Raw genomic sequence first — 16,709 nt, forward strand, 5'->3', positions numbered from 1 at the left:
GACACCCACCGGTTTGGTGGTGAAGAACGGCTCGAAAATCCGCTCCAGCAAACGCGGATCGATACCACCGCCGTTGTCCTCCACCCACAGGCGAACCACATGCTCGTCGCTCTCGGCGGACACCGCGATCCATGGCTGGAAATCGCGGTTGGCTTCGCGCTTGCCCAGCAGCGCATCGCGGGCGTTGACCATCAGGTTGATCAGCACCTGCTCCAGTTGATCGACATAGCCGCGTACCTGCACCTGCAGATTCGATTCCTTGACCCGCAGTTCCACGCCTTTGCCACGCAGGCCTTCGCTCAGCAGCGACAAGGTGCCTTCGATCGCATCAAGCGGATTGAACGGCTGCTGCTCGATTTCCGAGCGCCGCCCGAACACCCGCATGTGGTCCACCACCCGAGCGGCGCGTTGTACCTGCGCGTCGATGCGATTGAGCTTGTCGGTCAGATAGTCGATCTGGACATCGCCATTGCCCAGGCGCTTGAGCACATTGACGATGGCCATGCGCATCACGTTCAGCGGCTGATTGATTTCGTGTGCAAGCCCGGTGGCCATTTCGCCGAGGGTGGCCATTTTCGCGCTCTGCGTCAGTTGCTGTTGTGATCGCCGCACCTCGGTGTTGTCGCGAGCCACCGCTTGCACTTCGAGCAACTGTCCGCGCTCATCGAACACTCCACGATCCGACCAGATCCACCACGCATGTTCGCGACCCGGCAGGCTCAGGTTGATTTCGGCGCTGCTCACCGGTGCCTGCGGCGTCAGTTGCGCCAGGCGATGAAGGAACGCTTCGCGCTGCTCGGCTGACATCCAGCTGCCCAGGTTGATCCCCGGCAGTTGCGCCGGCGTGCATTCCAGGTACATCGCCAATGGCCGGTTGCCGAACGTCAGGGTCAGGTCCGGGCGATAGCGGCAGATCATCGCCGGCGAGTCTTCGACAAGAATCCGGTAGCGTTCTTCGCTGGCCTTGACCTGTTCGGCGGCGAGGGTCGCATCGGTGACATCCAGCCACAGACCCACGGCTTCGACCGGCAGGCCGAGGTCGTCGCGCAACAATCTGGCTTCATCGAGCAGCCAGTGTGCCTGGCCCTGACGGTCGAGCACCCGATAGCGCGCACTGACCGAACCCTCGCGCAGCAACTGTCGGGTGCGTTCGAAATAGTGCGCGCGGTCTTCGGTATGCACGTGTTCGATCAGCCTGCCATCTGCGCAGTCGGCCAGGCTCCAGCCGAGCAACGCTTGCAGGCTGGCGCTGAAGAATGTCGGTTGCAGCGCGCCTTCGACGTAGCGCTGCACGTAGATCACTGCCGGAGAACTGGCGATCAGGTTGTCCAGCCGCGCATGTGCGGCGGCGGCCTGTTGCTCCTGATTCTTGATGTCGCTGATGTCGAGCATGAACCCGACGAGCCGCCGTTCTGCACCGCTACCCAAGGCCTGCCCCTGCAAGCGATACCACAGCGGCGTCGCCGCTCCGGCACGTTGCAGGCGTATGCACAGTTCCAGGGGCGTGCCTTGATCCTGCAACGCTTGCAGATGGCTGCGCAGTTCATCGCGGTCGGCGGGGTGAACGAGGGCGAGCCAATCCTGCACCGCCAGGCGAGTGGCGGGCAGGCCGAGGCTGTCGGCCAGTGCTTTGGCCAGTTGCACCTGCGCGTCGTCGAACACCTCCCACCAACCGGTGCCCAGCAGCGCTTGCAGGGTTTCCAGACGTTCCAGTTGTTGCTGATGCCGATGCTCGCGCAGACGCTCAAGCAATGGCGCGGTGACCGCCGCTGTCAGTGACAGCCAGTCGTGATCGTTGAGATCCGGCGCTTGCTGCCCAGGTTCATAAGCGCCGCACAGCAGCCATGCCGTCACACCCCGGGCGTCGCAGTAGGGCACGGCAAAGCCGCTGTGCGGGCCGAATATCGTGTTCGTGAGCGAAGGTTCGCGGGCCGCCAGCGTCTGCGGCGCTGTGCTGGGCAGATGATCCAGCGCGGTGCCCAGACGCTGCGCCGGGCTCCACAACTGCGGCGCATCGAGGGCGGCGTATTGCTGATGAATCTGCCAGCCCTGATCCTGTTCATCGAGCAACGCCACCGCCAGACACGGGATGTGCAGATGCTGACTCAGGCGTTGCAATTGTTCGCTCAGCACCTGCGGCAGGCGCGCGAGGCTGCACAGGCGCAAGTGATCGCGGATCTGCCCGGCAAGCCGTTGTGCCTGTTCACGGCTGCGCGCCTGCTGCCGTTCGCCGAGCAGGTCGCCGATGTCCAGCAGCTGCAGGAGCCAGCCTTCTTCCTGTGGCTGCACCCAGCCGCGCAGATGCAGGGGCGGCCCGGCCTGAGTGGCAAAATCCAGGTCGAGCAACTGACCCTGCCAATCGGCCGGATGACCCTCCACCGCCAGGCTGCTATGCGTTGAAAGGTAGGTCAGCAGGTGCGCGGGTTCCCGGCTGGCGAGCCGTTGCGCCAGCAGATGTCGCAGCGGTCCGCTCAGGTGTTGGACGAGGCCTGCATTGTCGAGGTAAAGCTGCAGGCCGACGCTTGCCGCAGGCCTGGCTGGAACCTCGAAAGGGCCGGGTGAGCGATTGCGCAGGCGACCGAACAAGGTGTCTCCGGTACTCAAAATTGCAGGCTCGAAGACGCGCTCAGCGTCGCTGGCAGGCGCGGCACCGTACCGATCCCCGGCAGCACCAGAAACGGCAGCGCCTGATTCAGTTTGGCGGTGGGGTAATTGATGCTCACCGTCAGCAAGCCGCCGGCAAAAGTGATGTTGCTATCGGTGGCGGCATTGAAATTCAGCGCGACGGGCAGCCAGCCCAATTGTCGGTTCAGCTCCGTGCGGGCGAGGGTGGTGATCGCTACGGGGTAATTGGCGGTGGCCGGATCCAGCGCCACGCTGCGGCGCACGGCCTCAGCGGTGGATTCGTTGAACGACTGCATCAGCATCAATGGCAGGCTGTAACTCACCAGACCATAAAACACCGCGAAGAACACCACGAACACCAGGGCGAATTCGATCGCCACGGCGCCTTTTTGCTTGCGGGGGAGGTTGATTTTCATGAGTGCGTCTACCCTGACAATCACTACGTAATGTCAGCATAGAATCATTCGGCCAAAACGGACGTTTTTTACCGCATGCACAGCATTGTCCTACTGATCTGGCTGACGCTTTGCGCGGCGCAGGATGCCTGCCAACGCCACATTCACAATGCGTTCACGCTAGGCGTCGGTGCCTTGGCGCTTATCTATCTGCTGGTCACGGGCAACACCTTTCTCGGTGCTGAAGCGGTTCAGGGTGGCTGGGCCGCCTTGCTCGCGCTGGCGATGACGTTGCCCGGCTACAAATGGCGCCGATTGGGCGCCGGCGATGTGAAATTAATGACAGCCTTGGGCCTTGCGACGGACGGTCAGCACTTGCTCGACGCATTTATCGGCGCCGCGCTCGCCAGCGCGCTGTGGCTGCTGCTTGCGCCAAAACTCTGGCTGCATATGAGTCAAGGGCTTAGGCAACGCGTGCGGTATCTGGAGCCATCAAAGTCAAAAAAGCTGCCATTTGCGCCGTTCGTGCTGGTCGGGACAATCCTGACTTTGCTTTGGATCCATTAGTCGCCACCTGCCACTACTGCTATGTACATAGTAGGAAAGTGGGTCTACTTTCAAATCAACGGTTATACAACCACACGCTGTGAGTACAGGAACGGTCAGCCTTTTTGGCCTGAGCATGGAGTTGCAAGTGAACAAGCTTACGTCCGTTGTGAAGGTTCTGGTGGTCGACGATCAACCGCTGATTGTCGAGGAACTGTGCGAATTTCTTGAAAGCAATGGCTACCGCTGCGTGCCTTGCCAATCGAGCCGGCAGGCCATTGACCAATTCATCGAAGACACCGCCATCGGGCTGGTGCTGTGCGATCTGCACATGCCGGACATGGATGGCATTCAACTGGTCCAGGAACTGCAACGCCTGGCGGGCAAGCAGCGGGTGTTCGAAGCCATCATGCTGACCGGACGCGCCGACAAACAGGACGTGATCAAGGCGCTGCGCGCCGGCATTGCCGACTACTACCAGAAGCCGATCAATCTCGATGAGATGCTCGAAGGCCTTCAGCGTCAGGAAGCGGCGCTGCAAGAGCGGCAGAAAACCCTGCAACTGGGCCACTTGAACGAGAAGTTGCAGTACCTCTCGGAGTCGATCGACGACCTGTACCAGGATCTCGACAAGGTGCGTCGCGGCCCTGCGCCGAAAAACAGCGAGCCGAGTGGCGAGGGCGAGGCTGTGGAAATTCCGGCGATCTTCAATCAGCTGTCGCCACGCCAGCTCGACGTTGCACGGCTGGTCGGCAAGGGCCAGACCAATTATCAGATTGCCTGTGAGCTGGGGATTACCGAGAACACGGTCAAACTGTATGTCTCGCAGGTCTTGCGCCTGACCCACATGCACAACCGCACCCAGTTGGCCCTGGCGTTATCGCCGAGCAATTCGGGATTGCGCCAGCGCGTGACCGCACACTGATGTGCTGCTGCCCCGGCGCTCGCCGGGGAAATCCTCTTTTCTTCATCGTATGCGGCTAGGGCGCGAGCTTCGGCTTGGGAAACAGGTTGTCCAGGGTTTCCAGCAGTCGCACGTGATAGATCGGCTTGCGAAACAGATCCAATACCTGCAGGCGCAGCATGTCGCTGACGTCCTCCATGTCCGCGTGACCGGAGGTGACGATCACCGGCAGATGCTGGCGCGAGGTATGTTCGCGCAGACGCTTGATCAGCGACATGCCACTTTCTTCGGGCATGCGCAGGTCAGTGATCACCAGCGCGATATCGGGGTAGCGGGTCAGATGGTGAAGCGCGAGCTTCACCGACGTCGCGGTATGACAAGTGAAGCCCTCACCCTCCAGCAACTCCGCGAGTTCCAGCAGTGCGTCCTCTTCATCGTCGACGAGAAGCAACTGCTGGCGAGAAGGTGCGGGAGAAGTCATGGGCGATACCTGCAATGGACTGAGTTCTGACGGTAGAACCCAAAGGGCGCATTGACAAGTAATCGGTGCAATCAGGTGAGCGCGGTCTGGATCCGGGTCAGAATCGCGGTGACCTGAGTACCGATGCCGTTACCGAAAGCGGCGATCACCAGCGCCACAAGGCCGACCACCAGGGCGTACTCGATGGCGGATGCACCGTCGGTGTCTTTGGCCAGACCTTTGAAGAAGGCGATCTGCGATTTGATTTTCCGGGTGATGTGGAAATACGACATGAGCATTCTCCTTGAGCGCACCAGGTGTTGCGCGTTCGCAACATGATTTCCCTGTGCCAGCATCAGCATTGTCGGCATTCCCCGAGCCTACAACTGTAAGAACGAATTAACCGGAAAGTAGTAGCGCGCCGTTTACCGGCATAAAACGGAGTTTGGCGCTTGTGCCCTCGACTTTTGTTGGATATTTCCCGGTTCGTAATGGCGTTTTGTTCTTCCTGCGCTACCTTCAAATAGCGAAATAGTTACTTGTTCATAGCTGCCTGATTGCGAAGTTATCTCGTTGAAATCACGGGGCACTGCATAAGAAGAGCGCGCAGCGGGAAAGGGAGAGCCGTCATGAACAGTCGCATCACGTTGGGTCTGGCCGGATTGTTCCTGCTGGGCGCCATTATCGCCGGGTATTGGGGACTGACATTGAGCCGCCAACCGGTGGCTGGCGAACCGGTCGCCGCACCCGTGGCTGTGCCCGTGGTGCCGCCGGTTGCTGCACCGGCACCGGTGGAAGATCCGACGCGCCAGCCCGTGGTGGTACTGCTGCGCGACATCGCCCCGTTCGTGAAAATCACCGCCGCCGATGTTGCCGTGGAAAAACTGCGCACGGCACCGGCCGGCAGTCTGGGCAATGTCGATCAGGTCATCGGCCGCACGCCGTGGCGCCCGTTGAGCGCCGGCAGTTGGCTCAGCGAAGAAAGCTTCGAGCCCGGCAGCCAGCTGTCGCGAATGATTCGTCCCGGCGAGCGGGCGCTGGCGGTGGCGGTCGATGAAGTGATCAACGCCGGCGGGCAATTGGCGCCCGGTGACTACGTCGACGTGCTGCTGTTTTTGCGCAAGGACGAAAACAATCCACAGCCTTCGGCACAACTGGTGGTACCCGCCGTGCGGGTGCTGGTGGTCGGCAATCAGAGCGGTTTGACCAACGACGGTCAGCCGGGCAACCCCGCGCGCAGTGACGACGAACGTCTCAAGCAGGAGCAGCAACGCAACGCCGCGCGCAGCGTGGTGCTGGCGGTGCCGGAACCGTTGCTCAGTCGCCTGATGCTGGCGTCCGGTGCCGGTGTGTTGCGTCTGGCCGTGCGCAGTGCCGATGAGCAGCAACTGGCGAAATACTGGGCCGGCGAAAGCGATGTTGCGACACGCCTCGACACCCCGCGTCGTGAGCTGGTGGAGTTCAGTCAGCTGTCCCTTTCACCGCCGCCCCGGGCCATGGCCGTGACCGGTCAACCCGCCCCGCGCAAACCGACCGTGGAAGTGATCCGCGGTGCTGAAACCGCACAACCCACCCCCTGAATCGAGCAAGGACGCCTTTACATGCGCAGACGCTTTACGCCCCTGTCCAATGGCTTGCTCCTGGCCCCGCTGCTGGGCCTCTGCGTGACTGCCAGCGCTGAAGCCGCCAGCAGCAATTGCGCCGCGCTCGGCCCGCTACCGTCGGTGCTGGAAGTCGGTGAAGGCCTGCAGCAGGCGTTGCAATCACCGGTGGCGATCACGCGGGTGGCGGTGGGCGATCCGAAAATTGCCGACGTGCGCGTGACCGGCGATCAAGGGGTGCTGCTGACGGGCGTCGCCCCCGGCGCCACCACGCTGATGGTCTGGAGCGCCTGCGCCAGTGCGCCGCGCCAGAGCATGGTGTTCGTTCAGGGCAAGGCCAGTGCGGCGATGACCCCCGTGGCGCTGCCTGCCGGCGAAGATCCGACCCTGCCGTCGCAAGTGCAGACCGACATCCGTTTCGTCGAAGTCAGCCGCACCAAACTCAAAGAGGCCGGCACGCAGATTTTCGGCAAGGGCTCGAACAACTTTCTGTTCGGCGCACCGGGCACGGTGCCCAACACCGGCGTCACGCCCGGCGTGGTGCCATTGAACAATATCGATCCACGGATCGCGGTGCCGAGCATTCCACTGGCCAACGACATGTTCAACATTGTCTGGGGCGGCGGCAGCAGCAAGTTCCTTGGCATCGTCAATGCGCTGGAGGGCAGCGGTTTCGCCTACACCCTGGCGCGGCCGAGCCTGGTGGCGCTGAGCGGGCAGAGCGCAAGTTTCCTTGCCGGCGGTGAGATTCCGATCCCGGTGCCGAGCGCCAACAGCAACAGCTACTCCATCGAATACAAGGAGTTCGGCATTCGTCTGACCCTGACGCCGACCGTGGTCGGGCGTGATCGCATCGCCCTCAAGGTCGCGCCGGAGGTCAGTGAACTTGATTACAACAACGGCGTGACGATTGGCGGCACCACCGTGCCGGCGTTCACCATTCGCCGCACCGACACCAGCATTTCCCTGGCCGATGGCGAGAGCTTCGTGATCAGCGGCCTGATCAGTACCAATAACGCCTCCGAGGTGAACAAGTTTCCGGGGCTGGGTGACATCCCGGTGCTTGGCGCGTTTTTCCGCAATTCCTCGATCAATCGCCAGGAACGTGAACTGCTGATGATCGTCACGCCGCACCTGGTGCAACCGTTGGCGGCGAACGCGCCGCTGCCGTCACTGCCCGGGGAGAAACTGCGCAATTACGATCCGAACTGGTATCGCCTGTACTTCCTCGAAAACGGCAACTTCGATAAACGCAGCGGGTTATCGCAATGAGCCAGAGCCTGAGCCAGACCTTCCTCGCCATCACGCGCAACAACACCGATCTTGAATGGTTGCAGGGCGCACTGGCGCCGCTGGGCCAAGTGGTCAGTGCCGGCGGCGGCAGCCTTGACGAATTGCTGGCGCTGGTGGACGTGACCTTCGCCAGCCTGGTCTTCGTCGGCCTCGATCGCGAGCATCTGGTAGCGCAAAGTGCGTTGATCGAGGGCGTGCTGGAAGCCAAACCAATGCTCGCCATCGTCGCCCTCGGCGACGGTATGGACAATCAGCTTGTGCTCAATGCCATGCGCGCCGGGGCGCGGGATTTCGTTGCCTATGGCTCGCGCTCCAGTGAAGTCGCCGGGCTGGTGCGGCGCCTGAGCAAACGCCTGCCGGCGGTCACGCCCAATGCCCAGCTCGGCGGTCTCACCGTGCTCTACGGCGTGCAGAGCAATGCCGATGGCGCGTTCCTCGCCAACCACATGGCGCTGGTGGTGCAAAAGAGCGGCCAGCAGACACTGCTGCTCGATCTGGGCCTGCCGCGCGGTGACAGTCTGGCGTTGCTGGGGCTGGAGAGCTCGTTCCATTTCGGCGATGCCCTGCGGCACTTGCGGCGTCTGGATGCCACGTTGATCGACAGTGCCTTCACCAGCGCCGAGGCCGGCCTGCGCATTCTCGCCTACGCCAGTGGCGACGAGCCGCTGGAGCGCACCAGCGCCGCCGAGTTGTACATGTTGCTCAGCGCCTTGCGCCAACACTTCCAGCACATCGTGGTCAACCTCACCGGGCAGCCGGACAGCGAAGCGTTGCGCACTTTCGTCAGCCATTGCGACAAGTTGCTGTGGTACACCGACCAGAACGTGCTCGATTGCCGGCGCAATCTTGCGGTGCTCAATCTGTGGCGCGAGAAGGGCATGAAACTCGAACACGGGCGCCTGCTGGTGGACCGTTATCTGCGCAACGTCGCACCGGACTCCGACACCCTCGGCAAGACCTTCGGCCTGGAAGTGATCAGCGTGCTGGCCTTCAGTCCGGAGATTCGTCTCAACGCGAAAAACCAGGGCGTCACCCTGTTCGAACTGGCCCCGCGCGAAGCCATCAGCCAGACCCTGCGCACCCTCGGCGAGCGTCTGGCGAAACGTTCCGAAGGGCTGCCCAAACCCAAGGTCAACTGGTTCAACCGCCTGCGAGGCACGCCATGAACGGCGAGCAACTGTTCGGTGGCCCGCAGCGCCCGGCCACCGGCAACACTGATCACGACGGCCTGAAACTGGTGCTGCATCGCTACATCATCGACGCCATCGAGGAGTCCGGGAAAAACCTGCTCGAAGGTTCCCGCCAGGTCTTGGCGCAGTTCGTCATCGACAAGGTCGCCGAATACATCGCGCGTCTGCATCTGGCGATTTCGCGTTATGAAATGGAGCGACTGGCTGAAGAAATCGTCGACGAGTTGACCGGTTTCGGCCCTCTCGAAGTGCTGCTGCGCGACAGTGCGGTGACCGAGATTCTGGTCAACGGCCCGCACCGGGTGTTCATCGAGCGCGAGGGGGTGCTGCACCTGAGCGATCTGCGCTTCATCGATGCGCATCACGTCGAGCGCGTCATGCAGCGCATCCTCGCGCCACTGGGACGACGCCTCGACGAGTCCTCGCCGATGGTCGATGCGCGCTTGCCCGATGGCAGCCGGGTCAACGCGATCATTCCGCCGATCGCCCTCGACGGGCCGTGCCTGTCGATCCGCAAGTTTCGCAAGGACATGCTCAACAGCACCGACCTGATGGCGATGCAGACCATCGATCAGGCGATCTTCGATTTCATCGAAGAGGCGGTGGGCAAGCGCTGCAATATCCTCATCAGCGGCGGCACCGGCACCGGCAAGACCACGCTGCTGAACATCCTCAGCCAGTTGATCAACCCGCACGAACGCCTTGTCACCATTGAAGACGTCGCCGAACTGCAACTGGGTCATCCCCATGTCGTGCGTCTGGAAACCCGTCCGCCGAATGCCGAGGGCCACGGTGAAGTGAAGGCCAGCGACCTGATTCGCAACGCCCTGCGGATGCGTCCCGACCGGATCATCCTTGGCGAGATTCGCGGGGTGGAAGTGGTCGACGTACTGACCGCGATGAACACCGGCCACGACGGTTCGATGAGCACCGTGCACGCCAACAGTGCCCAGGATGCTTTGCTGCGTCTGGAAACCCTGGTCGGTCTGACCGGCCGCACCATCGCCGAGCGCACCTTGCGCCAGATGATCTGCGCAGCGCTGGATGTGGTGATCCAGCTGACCCGGATGCCTGACGGTCGCCGTTGTGTCAGCGAGGTGGTGGAAGTGGTCGGCGTGCGCGATGACGTTTACGTCACCAACACACTGTTCCGTCTCGACCGGCGCACCGGTTTCGGTTTTCTGCGCGAAGCGGTCAACCCGGCCGGTGACAAACTGCGCCGCGAGCCGGCGCATCCGCATTGAGGGCCACGGCATGCTCAAACCGCTGTTGCTGATCGTGATTTGCCTGGCCTTGCTCGGGCTGTCACTGCGGCTGTTCTACAACGGCTGGCGCCAGAGCGGCTCGGAGCGCGTGCTCGACCGGCTCAATCAGGGGCAGCCGCAACTGAGCGCCGAAACACCGCGCTGGGCGGGCCTGGAGCGGGCGTTCCTGCGTGCCGGGCTGGGTCGTCCGACCGATCGGCTGGGTGTCTGGCTGCTGCTGTGGGCGTTCGCGAGCCTGATCGGTTTCGCCGTTGCCGGATGGATCGGTCTGCTGGCGCTGATAGTGCTGCCGCCGGTGGCGCTGCGGCTGTATGTCAGTTGGCGTTATCAGCGTCGGTTGCGGCGCATGATCGAGCAGTTGCCGCAGTTGCTCGATCACACCGTGCGCAGTCTGAAGTCCGGTCGCACTCTGGCCGATGCGGTGCTCGGCGGCATCGAGGCCAGTGAAGATCCGCTGAAAAACGCCATGGGCCGGGTTCAGCGCAACGTGCAGTTGGGCGTGAGCCTGCCGGACGCGGTGTCGGACCTGGCCGAGCTGTACGAGAAGGATGAATTTCGCCTGTTCGCCCTCGGCCTCAAGGTCAATCACCGCTACGGCGGCAACGCCAGTGAACTGTTGGAAAACCTGATCAGGATGATCCGCGAGCGCGACCAGGCTTCACGCCAGTTGCGCGCGATGACCGGCGAAACGCGCCTTACCGCGTGGGTGCTGGGATTGCTGCCGATCATCATGGCCGGTTACTTCCTGATGTCCAATCCGGTCTATCTGGTTGCCATGTGGCATGACCCGTCCGGCCAACGCATGCTCGCTTCGGCGTTCGGCATGCAGGTGATCGGCAGTCTGTTGCTCTGGCGGATGTTGCGCAGCCTATGACCACGCCCCTGATGATCAGCGCTTTACTCTTGCTCGGTGCCGCGGCGCTGCTGATCGCCCATCTGTTCGAGCAGCGCCGGCGCAGCCGTCAGATCAGCCGTCGGCTCGAGGGCGATCTGCTGCGCCAGAATCGCTTTGGCAACCTTCTGCAGGTGCTGGGCGAAAGCAAGGTCGGTCAGCACAGCGTCAAGCTCGACAACGAAACCCAGACGCTGCTCAACCGCCTCGGCTGGCGCAGCGCGCGCCAGCGTTCGCTGTTCGCCGCCTGCCAGATCGGCTCGCCGCTGTTGCTGCTGATCGTCGCGGTGTTGCTGCAAGGGGTGTTTTTTCCCAGCGTCGAAAAACAATGGATCGCGCCGCTGTTCGCCCTCGGTGTCGGCTATCTGTTGCCCAAGCGCCTGTTGGTGATGGCGGTGGCGCGCCGACAGAAACAATTGGCGAACGAGATCGGTACGTTCCTGCCGCTGCTGCGCATCCTGTTCGAGTCGGGCATGGCCGTGGAGCAGGCGTTGCGGGTGCTGAGCCATGAGGGGCAGGCGTTGTTGCCGGTGCTGACCCAGGAGTTGCGGCTGGTGCTGACACGGGTGGATTCGGGCCTGGAGCTGGGCGAAGAACTGAACAAGGCCACGCAATTGCTGGCAGTGGACGAGTTCACCGACACCTGCGTGATTCTTCAGCAATTGCTCCAGCAGGGGGGCGGCGCGATGAAGTCGCTGCTGTCGCTCAAGCAGTTGCTCGACGACCGGCGCCTGACCCGGCTGCAGGAATACATTTCGAAAATGTCTGCAAAAATGTCCGTCGTGATGATGCTGTTTCTCTTCCCGGCGTTATTGATTGTCCTGGCCGGCCCGGGCTTCACCGCTCTGGCCAAAGCGCTGGGTGCCTAGAGGGATCGTGATGAAAGCAATGATTGCAGGTGCATGTCTTGTGTTGCTCGGCGGCTGTGCCAACACCGGCCAGACACCCTGGGAAGCGCTCTCCGGCAACGCCAGTTGCGGCAAGCTCAATTCGGAGCAGCAACTGTCGCTCAATCTTGCCGATGACATGGCCAACGACGGCAAGCTGCACGCCAGCCTCGCCAACCTGCAGAGTCTGCCGGACAACCTTGCCGACGTGCGCCTGCGCAAGGCTCGGGTCTATCGTCTGCTGGGGCGCAGTGAGGCCGAGCCTTTGTATCGCGGCCTGCTCGGCACGTGTCTGGCGGCCGAGGCCGAACACGGGTTGGGCCAGATTGCGGCGGCCAGCGCCGATTACGGCCAGGCCCAGGCGCATCTGCAACGCGCCGCACGGTTGGCGCCGACCGACGAAAAAATCCGCAATGACCTTGGCGTGGTCTACCTCAATCAACTGCGCATCGAAGACGCGCGTTTCGAGTTCCTCACGGCCATGGAACTCAAGCAGAGCGACCAACTGGCGGCGCTGAATCTGGTGACGCTCTTGCTCTATCAGGATGACTGGACCCGCGCCGGTGAACTGGTCAGTCGCCTGGGCCTGAGCCCGGCGCAATTCAGTGAGGCCCAGAACCGTGCGGAAAAACTCAAAGTGCCGGGCAAAGTGCCGGCGCCGGCCGCCGTCACGGCCATGCTCAAGTAAGGAGACCTGCGATGAAAGCTGCGATTGTCTGCCTCAGCCTGCTGGCCTTGCCACTGACCGGCCACGCCATCGACGCCGGCCCGGCCTCGGCCCAGCAACAGGAGACCGAAGGCTGGTTGCAACTGCAGGGCCGCAACAAAGTGCCCTCGCCGAAATTGCAAACCGTCACCCCGACCGAGCGTGAGCTGGCGATGCAGCGCTGGTTGAAAAGCTTTCAACATGAGATTCCGGAGTTCTTCGATCAGCAGCAGGGCGGCAAGGTCGACAGCGGCTCCGGAGGCGGCACGCAGTAACGAAAAACCAACACCCCCCCCCTGTAGGAGCTGCCCCAGGCTGCGATCTTTTGATCTGGTTTTTTAAGATCAAGGTCAAAAGATCGCAGCCTGCGGCAGCTCCTACAGGGGGGTATTTCAGTTGGGTGTGTTTAATGTGTTTGGGATTTATCGGAACCGTCCCACAAGGTTTTCAGGTTGTCCGTCGGACGTGTGCTCTCTAGTCTTGGGTTGTCGCTGCCAATTCAGCGACCGGGTGTGGAAACCTGATTTCAAGTAGACGCATTGCATCAGCACCGTAATCGTTGCCGGCGACTTCGTTCGTCTGCAAACTGCGTCGCGGCGGCTGTGCGTGGGCAGACCTCGGTCTGGCCGGTTGCCTACTGATCGGTTTTCCACCCCGCGTACAGCTGCCACCTCTTTATCGTGTGGAAACGACCAGGAGGTGGCTCCAACAGCCCAGTAGGAGCTTTTTCCATGGACAAACTCATTCCCGACCCGCCCCTCGAAACCACTACTCCGCTCGCCGAAGCTCTGCGTGCCGAAGACCTGACCAGAAACCGCGAAGCCATCAAGCGCGCCCTCGATTTCTACCTGTGCCCCAACCCTGCCAAACCATCCCAGCCGAGTACGATGTTTCTCGTCAACCCGAGCGTCGACACCGAGAGCCTGCTCGCCCACGCCTGTGAATCGCTGGCCAGCGCCAGCGTGGCGACCAGCAATTTCGCCAGCGAGCTGAGTGGTCTGCAGCGCAGTACGGTGCTGGGCATCCAGCAGATCATCATGCTTGCCGAACTGGCGGTGAACCGCGCGCTGGATCGGGTCGATCCGCAGACCTGATCAGCACTACATAACCGCAAAAAACGCACATCTTCTGTAGGAGCTGCCGAAGGCTGCGATCTTTTGATCTGGTTTTTCAACGATCAAAAGATCGCAGCCTGCGGCAGCTTCTACAAGGAGGCTACGCGACGTGAGTCGGCAGATTGACGCCATGTTGTTGACTTTTTGTGGTATCAAAATGATGGCTCGTGTAAATTGCCCGCCGCCCGGACCAGTCGCGCTGGTGGGGCCGGTAGGGATGCCTGAATGACGTGATCACCCCTGCTGAAACTGTTTTTTCATGTTTTGGAAGGGAATCTCTCGTGAATACCGCTCGCTTGCGCCGCACTTTGCTGGCGCTGTCCATTGCCGCAGCCTCCATGCACAGCGGTAGCGTTTTGGCTGGCATCGACTACGACATCAGCAGTGCTGCATTGAACAGCAATCTGCTGAACACCACGGGCCTGGTGGATCTGCACGGCAATCTGGATGCCACCCCCGTACCCGGTACAGGCCTGACTTACGGCGCACAATTTCGCGGCGTGCGCGCGCGACAGCTGCGCAACAATGACGCCATCCGGATCGAAAGTGCCAACCAGGGCGTGGGCCTGAATATCGTGGATTCCGGTGTGGTGGCGAGCAATATCGCCTCCAGCGTGATCAACGATGGCTCGATTGCGGTTCATGGCCTGCCGGGGATTGGCACCTCAGTCGGGATTGCCGTGGTCGGTGGCACCGTGGGCGCCGTTGTGAACAACACCGGCAGTATCGATGTCAGCGGTGCTTCTCCCACGGGGGTGCTGCTGGCGCACACAAACATTGGCGGGTTCACCAACTCCAGAAATGCCACTGTCAATGTCAACAGTCCGGGTTCGGTGGCTGTGCTGCTTGACGGTGCCACGGTTCAGGGGGCGATTACCAACATGGGCACCCTGCGTGCCACCGGCCTTTATGGCGAAGCGCTTACACTCGAAGGCGTGCGTTTCAATCGTCCGTCCAGCTTCAGCAGCACCTCACTGTTCAACACCGGTACGATTTCCGGCGAAGCAATCGGTGTGCATGTGAGTGACCAGCCGGCGGGGGGCAATTTTTTTACCATCAACCAGTTGAGCGGTCTGATCGAAGGCGGGACGGCGGCCATTCAGATCGATGACGGCATCAGCTACTTCGATTTCAATGGCGGCACTGTAAAGGGAGATCTGCTGGGGTTGACGGGGGTGAAAGTCGACGGTGACGCCACGTTCGACGGCTCGGTCATCAAGTCCGGCTACGTCACGATCGAGGAAGGCACGCTGACCCTGGTACGCCCGCATACCACAATCTTCGGCGACTTCGACATGGAAGAAGCCAACTCGGTGCTGGAAATCTACCTGGGCAATGACACCAACCCGGCGCTGCCAGTATTGAAAGTCACTGGCACCACGGACATTGCGCCGGGGGCGCAACTGCGTCTGCTGGCGCGCTCCAGTGACTTCAAGGTGACCCCGGGCGGCACTCGCTACACCTTGATCAGCTCGGGCAACCTGATCGGCGGCAACAACCTGGTCATCACCTCATCGTCCGCGCTGCTGGATGTGAAGACTTTCGGTGTCGAAGGCAACGAGATCAAAACAGTGGTGACCACCAAGCCCGATGAGGTGTTGGTCGACAACACGCTGGCAGCGGGCGGCAGTGATAACGCGGCGAAGGCGGTGAGGCATGTGCCGGGGCTGCTGGCGCACCTTGATGAGCAGGACCCGGTGTTCCAGGCGTTCGCCGGCGCCAGCACCGATGCCGAGTTGGCGCGATTGGGCGAAACCCTCAACCCGGACGTCAGCCGTGGTGTGCTTCACGCCGCGACCAACAGCCAGACGCTGGTCTCGGGCGTGATCAATGACCGTTCCAGCCGCGCACGCTCTGCCACCGGCGCACCTGAAAAGGGCGTGTGGCTGCAAGCCCTGAGCAGCGATGCCAATCAGGATGAGCGCCGTGGCGTGGCCGGTTATGACGCCGACAGCCACGGGATCGCGGTGGGTGCCGATGGCCAGTTGAATGCCGACACCACGCTGGGTCTGGCCTACAGCTACCTTGATACCGACGTGAAGTCTGATCTGGGCAACAAGACCAAGGTCACCGGGCATGCACTGACGCTGTACGGCAACTGGGTGCACGACAACTGGTTCGTCGACACATCGCTGATGTACGGCTGGAACGACAACGAGTCCAAACGTTACATCGCCGGCACTCGCGCCAAGGCCGATTACGACAGTGACGTGTTCGGTGTGAGCGCACTGGCCGGTTACAGCCTGCGGCTGATGCCTGATGTCGTGCTGGAGCCGCAAGTCGGCGCGCGTTACGCCAATGTGGGCATGGATGCCTATCGCGAGAAGGGCAGTTCGGCATCGCTGAAGGTCGGCAGCCAGCGTTATGAGGTCGGCGAGATGGGGGTTGGTGCGCGTCTGGCGGCAGCCTTCGATGTTGGCAGCGGTAGCCTGGAACCGGAAGCAAAGCTGATGGCCTGGCATGACTTCATTGGCGACAAGGTCAGCACCACGTCGGCGTTCGTGCTGGGGGGCGAGTCGTCGGTCAGCCGTGGCACCACACCGGTGCGCGACAGTTATGAGATGGGGCTGGGCGCCAACTACCGGATGGGTGCCTGGAGCGTCGGTGGCTCTTACAACTATCTGACCTCGAGCGGTTTCGATTCCGACAGCTTCACCGCGAAAGTGCGTTACGCGTTCTGATCCACATCGCTAAAACCGGTGGGAGCAAGCCTGCTCCCACCGGGATGTGCGTTTCAAATGTGGGAGCGAGCCTGCTCGCGAAGGCGTAGTGTCAGTCAACAAAATGCTGGCTGACCCACCGCTTTCGCGAGCAGGCTCGCTCCCACAGG

The 16,709-nt window shown here is 61.9% G+C and carries 16 protein-coding genes; 12 read left to right on the forward strand and 4 right to left on the reverse strand.

Annotation, left to right across the window (positions count from 1 at the left end):
• Both DBR18_RS17355 and DBR18_RS17360 read right to left on the reverse strand, forming a co-directional pair.
• A partial coding sequence (locus tag DBR18_RS17355) for a PAS domain-containing protein (protein WP_256588768.1) occupies positions 1 to 2,604 on the reverse strand: 2,604 nt, incomplete at its 3' end.
• Positions 2,601 to 3,041 (reverse strand): TadE/TadG family type IV pilus assembly protein, encoded by a 441-nt coding sequence (locus DBR18_RS17360; protein WP_108591219.1) that lies wholly within the window; start codon positions 3,039 to 3,041, stop codon positions 2,601 to 2,603. The genes DBR18_RS17360 and DBR18_RS17355, both read right to left, overlap by 4 nt.
• Positions 3,042 to 3,116: 75 nt before the next feature.
• On the opposite strand from DBR18_RS17360, the gene DBR18_RS17365 reads away from it, so the two are divergent.
• Both DBR18_RS17365 and DBR18_RS17370 read left to right on the forward strand, forming a co-directional pair.
• Positions 3,117 to 3,587, forward strand: a complete 471-nt coding sequence (locus tag DBR18_RS17365) for a prepilin peptidase (RefSeq protein WP_108591220.1) — start codon at positions 3,117 to 3,119, stop codon at positions 3,585 to 3,587.
• A gap of 127 nt (positions 3,588 to 3,714) precedes the next feature.
• Positions 3,715 to 4,491: a response regulator transcription factor gene (locus DBR18_RS17370; protein WP_108591246.1), complete on the forward strand. Its 777-nt coding sequence runs from the start codon at positions 3,715 to 3,717 to the stop codon at positions 4,489 to 4,491.
• A gap of 55 nt (positions 4,492 to 4,546) precedes the next feature.
• Here DBR18_RS17370 and DBR18_RS17375 read toward each other — a convergent pair whose 3' ends face one another.
• Together DBR18_RS17375 and DBR18_RS17380 are read right to left on the reverse strand one after the other, a co-directional pair.
• Complete coding sequence (locus DBR18_RS17375; RefSeq protein WP_108591221.1) at positions 4,547 to 4,951, reverse strand: response regulator; 405 nt, start codon at positions 4,949 to 4,951, stop codon at positions 4,547 to 4,549.
• Between the two features lie 71 nt (positions 4,952 to 5,022).
• A complete protein-coding gene (locus tag DBR18_RS17380) occupies positions 5,023 to 5,223 on the reverse strand; it encodes a Flp family type IVb pilin (protein ID WP_108591222.1) in 201 nt (66 codons plus the stop codon).
• A 336-nt stretch (positions 5,224 to 5,559) separates the two neighbouring features.
• Here DBR18_RS17380 and cpaB point away from each other — a divergent pair, with 336 nt between their 5' ends.
• From cpaB to DBR18_RS17430, 10 genes are all read left to right on the forward strand, one after another.
• Complete coding sequence (gene cpaB / locus DBR18_RS17385) at positions 5,560 to 6,510, forward strand: Flp pilus assembly protein CpaB (RefSeq protein ID WP_108591223.1); 951 nt, start codon at positions 5,560 to 5,562, stop codon at positions 6,508 to 6,510.
• A 21-nt stretch (positions 6,511 to 6,531) separates the two neighbouring features.
• Positions 6,532 to 7,803, forward strand: coding sequence for a type II and III secretion system protein family protein (locus tag DBR18_RS17390; protein ID WP_108591224.1), 1,272 nt, complete (start codon positions 6,532 to 6,534; stop codon positions 7,801 to 7,803).
• Positions 7,800 to 8,990 (forward strand): pilus assembly protein, encoded by a 1,191-nt coding sequence (locus DBR18_RS17395; RefSeq protein WP_108591225.1) that lies wholly within the window; start codon positions 7,800 to 7,802, stop codon positions 8,988 to 8,990. The genes DBR18_RS17390 and DBR18_RS17395 overlap by 4 nt, the downstream gene beginning before the upstream one ends.
• Positions 8,987 to 10,258, forward strand: a complete 1,272-nt coding sequence (locus DBR18_RS17400; protein ID WP_108591226.1) for a CpaF family protein — start codon at positions 8,987 to 8,989, stop codon at positions 10,256 to 10,258. Before DBR18_RS17395 ends, DBR18_RS17400 begins: the two co-directional genes overlap by 4 nt.
• A 10-nt stretch (positions 10,259 to 10,268) precedes the next feature.
• Entirely contained in the window at positions 10,269 to 11,153 is an 885-nt protein-coding gene (locus DBR18_RS17405; RefSeq protein ID WP_108591227.1) for a type II secretion system F family protein, read from the forward strand.
• Positions 11,150 to 12,040, forward strand: a complete 891-nt coding sequence (locus DBR18_RS17410; protein ID WP_108591228.1) for a type II secretion system F family protein — start codon at positions 11,150 to 11,152, stop codon at positions 12,038 to 12,040. The genes DBR18_RS17405 and DBR18_RS17410 overlap by 4 nt, the downstream gene beginning before the upstream one ends.
• Before the next feature lie 10 nt (positions 12,041 to 12,050).
• A complete protein-coding gene (locus tag DBR18_RS17415) occupies positions 12,051 to 12,746 on the forward strand; it encodes a tetratricopeptide repeat protein (protein ID WP_108591229.1) in 696 nt (231 codons plus the stop codon).
• 11 nt (positions 12,747 to 12,757) lie between these two features.
• The gene (locus tag DBR18_RS17420) at positions 12,758 to 13,039 is read left to right on the forward strand and encodes a DUF3613 domain-containing protein (protein ID WP_108591230.1); all 282 of its coding nucleotides are present in this window, start codon (positions 12,758 to 12,760) and stop codon (positions 13,037 to 13,039) included.
• A gap of 456 nt (positions 13,040 to 13,495) precedes the next feature.
• Entirely contained in the window at positions 13,496 to 13,858 is a 363-nt protein-coding gene (locus tag DBR18_RS17425; RefSeq protein ID WP_108591231.1) for a DUF6124 family protein, read from the forward strand.
• Between the two features lie 302 nt (positions 13,859 to 14,160).
• Positions 14,161 to 16,560, forward strand: a complete 2,400-nt coding sequence (locus DBR18_RS17430) for an autotransporter outer membrane beta-barrel domain-containing protein (RefSeq protein WP_108591232.1) — start codon at positions 14,161 to 14,163, stop codon at positions 16,558 to 16,560.
• The last annotated feature ends 149 nt before the right edge of the window (positions 16,561 to 16,709 follow it).

Source organism: Pseudomonas sp. HMWF021, from assembly GCF_003061005.1.
Lineage (GTDB): Bacteria > Pseudomonadota > Gammaproteobacteria > Pseudomonadales > Pseudomonadaceae > Aquipseudomonas.

What these genes read in the sequence shown, in the direction of transcription:
- DBR18_RS17360 (WP_108591219.1), bottom strand. Translation starts at nt 3,041, where the DNA reads ATGAAAATCAACCTCCCCCGCAAGCAAAAAGGCGCCGTGGCGATCGAA.
- DBR18_RS17365 (WP_108591220.1), top strand. Translation starts at nt 3,117, where the DNA reads ATGCACAGCATTGTCCTACTGATCTGGCTGACGCTTTGCGCGGCGCAG.
- DBR18_RS17375 (WP_108591221.1), bottom strand. Translation starts at nt 4,951, where the DNA reads ATGACTTCTCCCGCACCTTCTCGCCAGCAGTTGCTTCTCGTCGACGAT.
- DBR18_RS17380 (WP_108591222.1), bottom strand. Translation starts at nt 5,223, where the DNA reads ATGTCGTATTTCCACATCACCCGGAAAATCAAATCGCAGATCGCCTTC.
- cpaB (WP_108591223.1), top strand. Translation starts at nt 5,560, where the DNA reads ATGAACAGTCGCATCACGTTGGGTCTGGCCGGATTGTTCCTGCTGGGC.
- DBR18_RS17390 (WP_108591224.1), top strand. Translation starts at nt 6,532, where the DNA reads ATGCGCAGACGCTTTACGCCCCTGTCCAATGGCTTGCTCCTGGCCCCG.
- DBR18_RS17395 (WP_108591225.1), top strand. Translation starts at nt 7,800, where the DNA reads ATGAGCCAGAGCCTGAGCCAGACCTTCCTCGCCATCACGCGCAACAAC.
- DBR18_RS17400 (WP_108591226.1), top strand. Translation starts at nt 8,987, where the DNA reads ATGAACGGCGAGCAACTGTTCGGTGGCCCGCAGCGCCCGGCCACCGGC.
- DBR18_RS17405 (WP_108591227.1), top strand. Translation starts at nt 10,269, where the DNA reads ATGCTCAAACCGCTGTTGCTGATCGTGATTTGCCTGGCCTTGCTCGGG.
- DBR18_RS17410 (WP_108591228.1), top strand. Translation starts at nt 11,150, where the DNA reads ATGACCACGCCCCTGATGATCAGCGCTTTACTCTTGCTCGGTGCCGCG.
- DBR18_RS17415 (WP_108591229.1), top strand. Translation starts at nt 12,051, where the DNA reads ATGAAAGCAATGATTGCAGGTGCATGTCTTGTGTTGCTCGGCGGCTGT.
- DBR18_RS17420 (WP_108591230.1), top strand. Translation starts at nt 12,758, where the DNA reads ATGAAAGCTGCGATTGTCTGCCTCAGCCTGCTGGCCTTGCCACTGACC.
- DBR18_RS17425 (WP_108591231.1), top strand. Translation starts at nt 13,496, where the DNA reads ATGGACAAACTCATTCCCGACCCGCCCCTCGAAACCACTACTCCGCTC.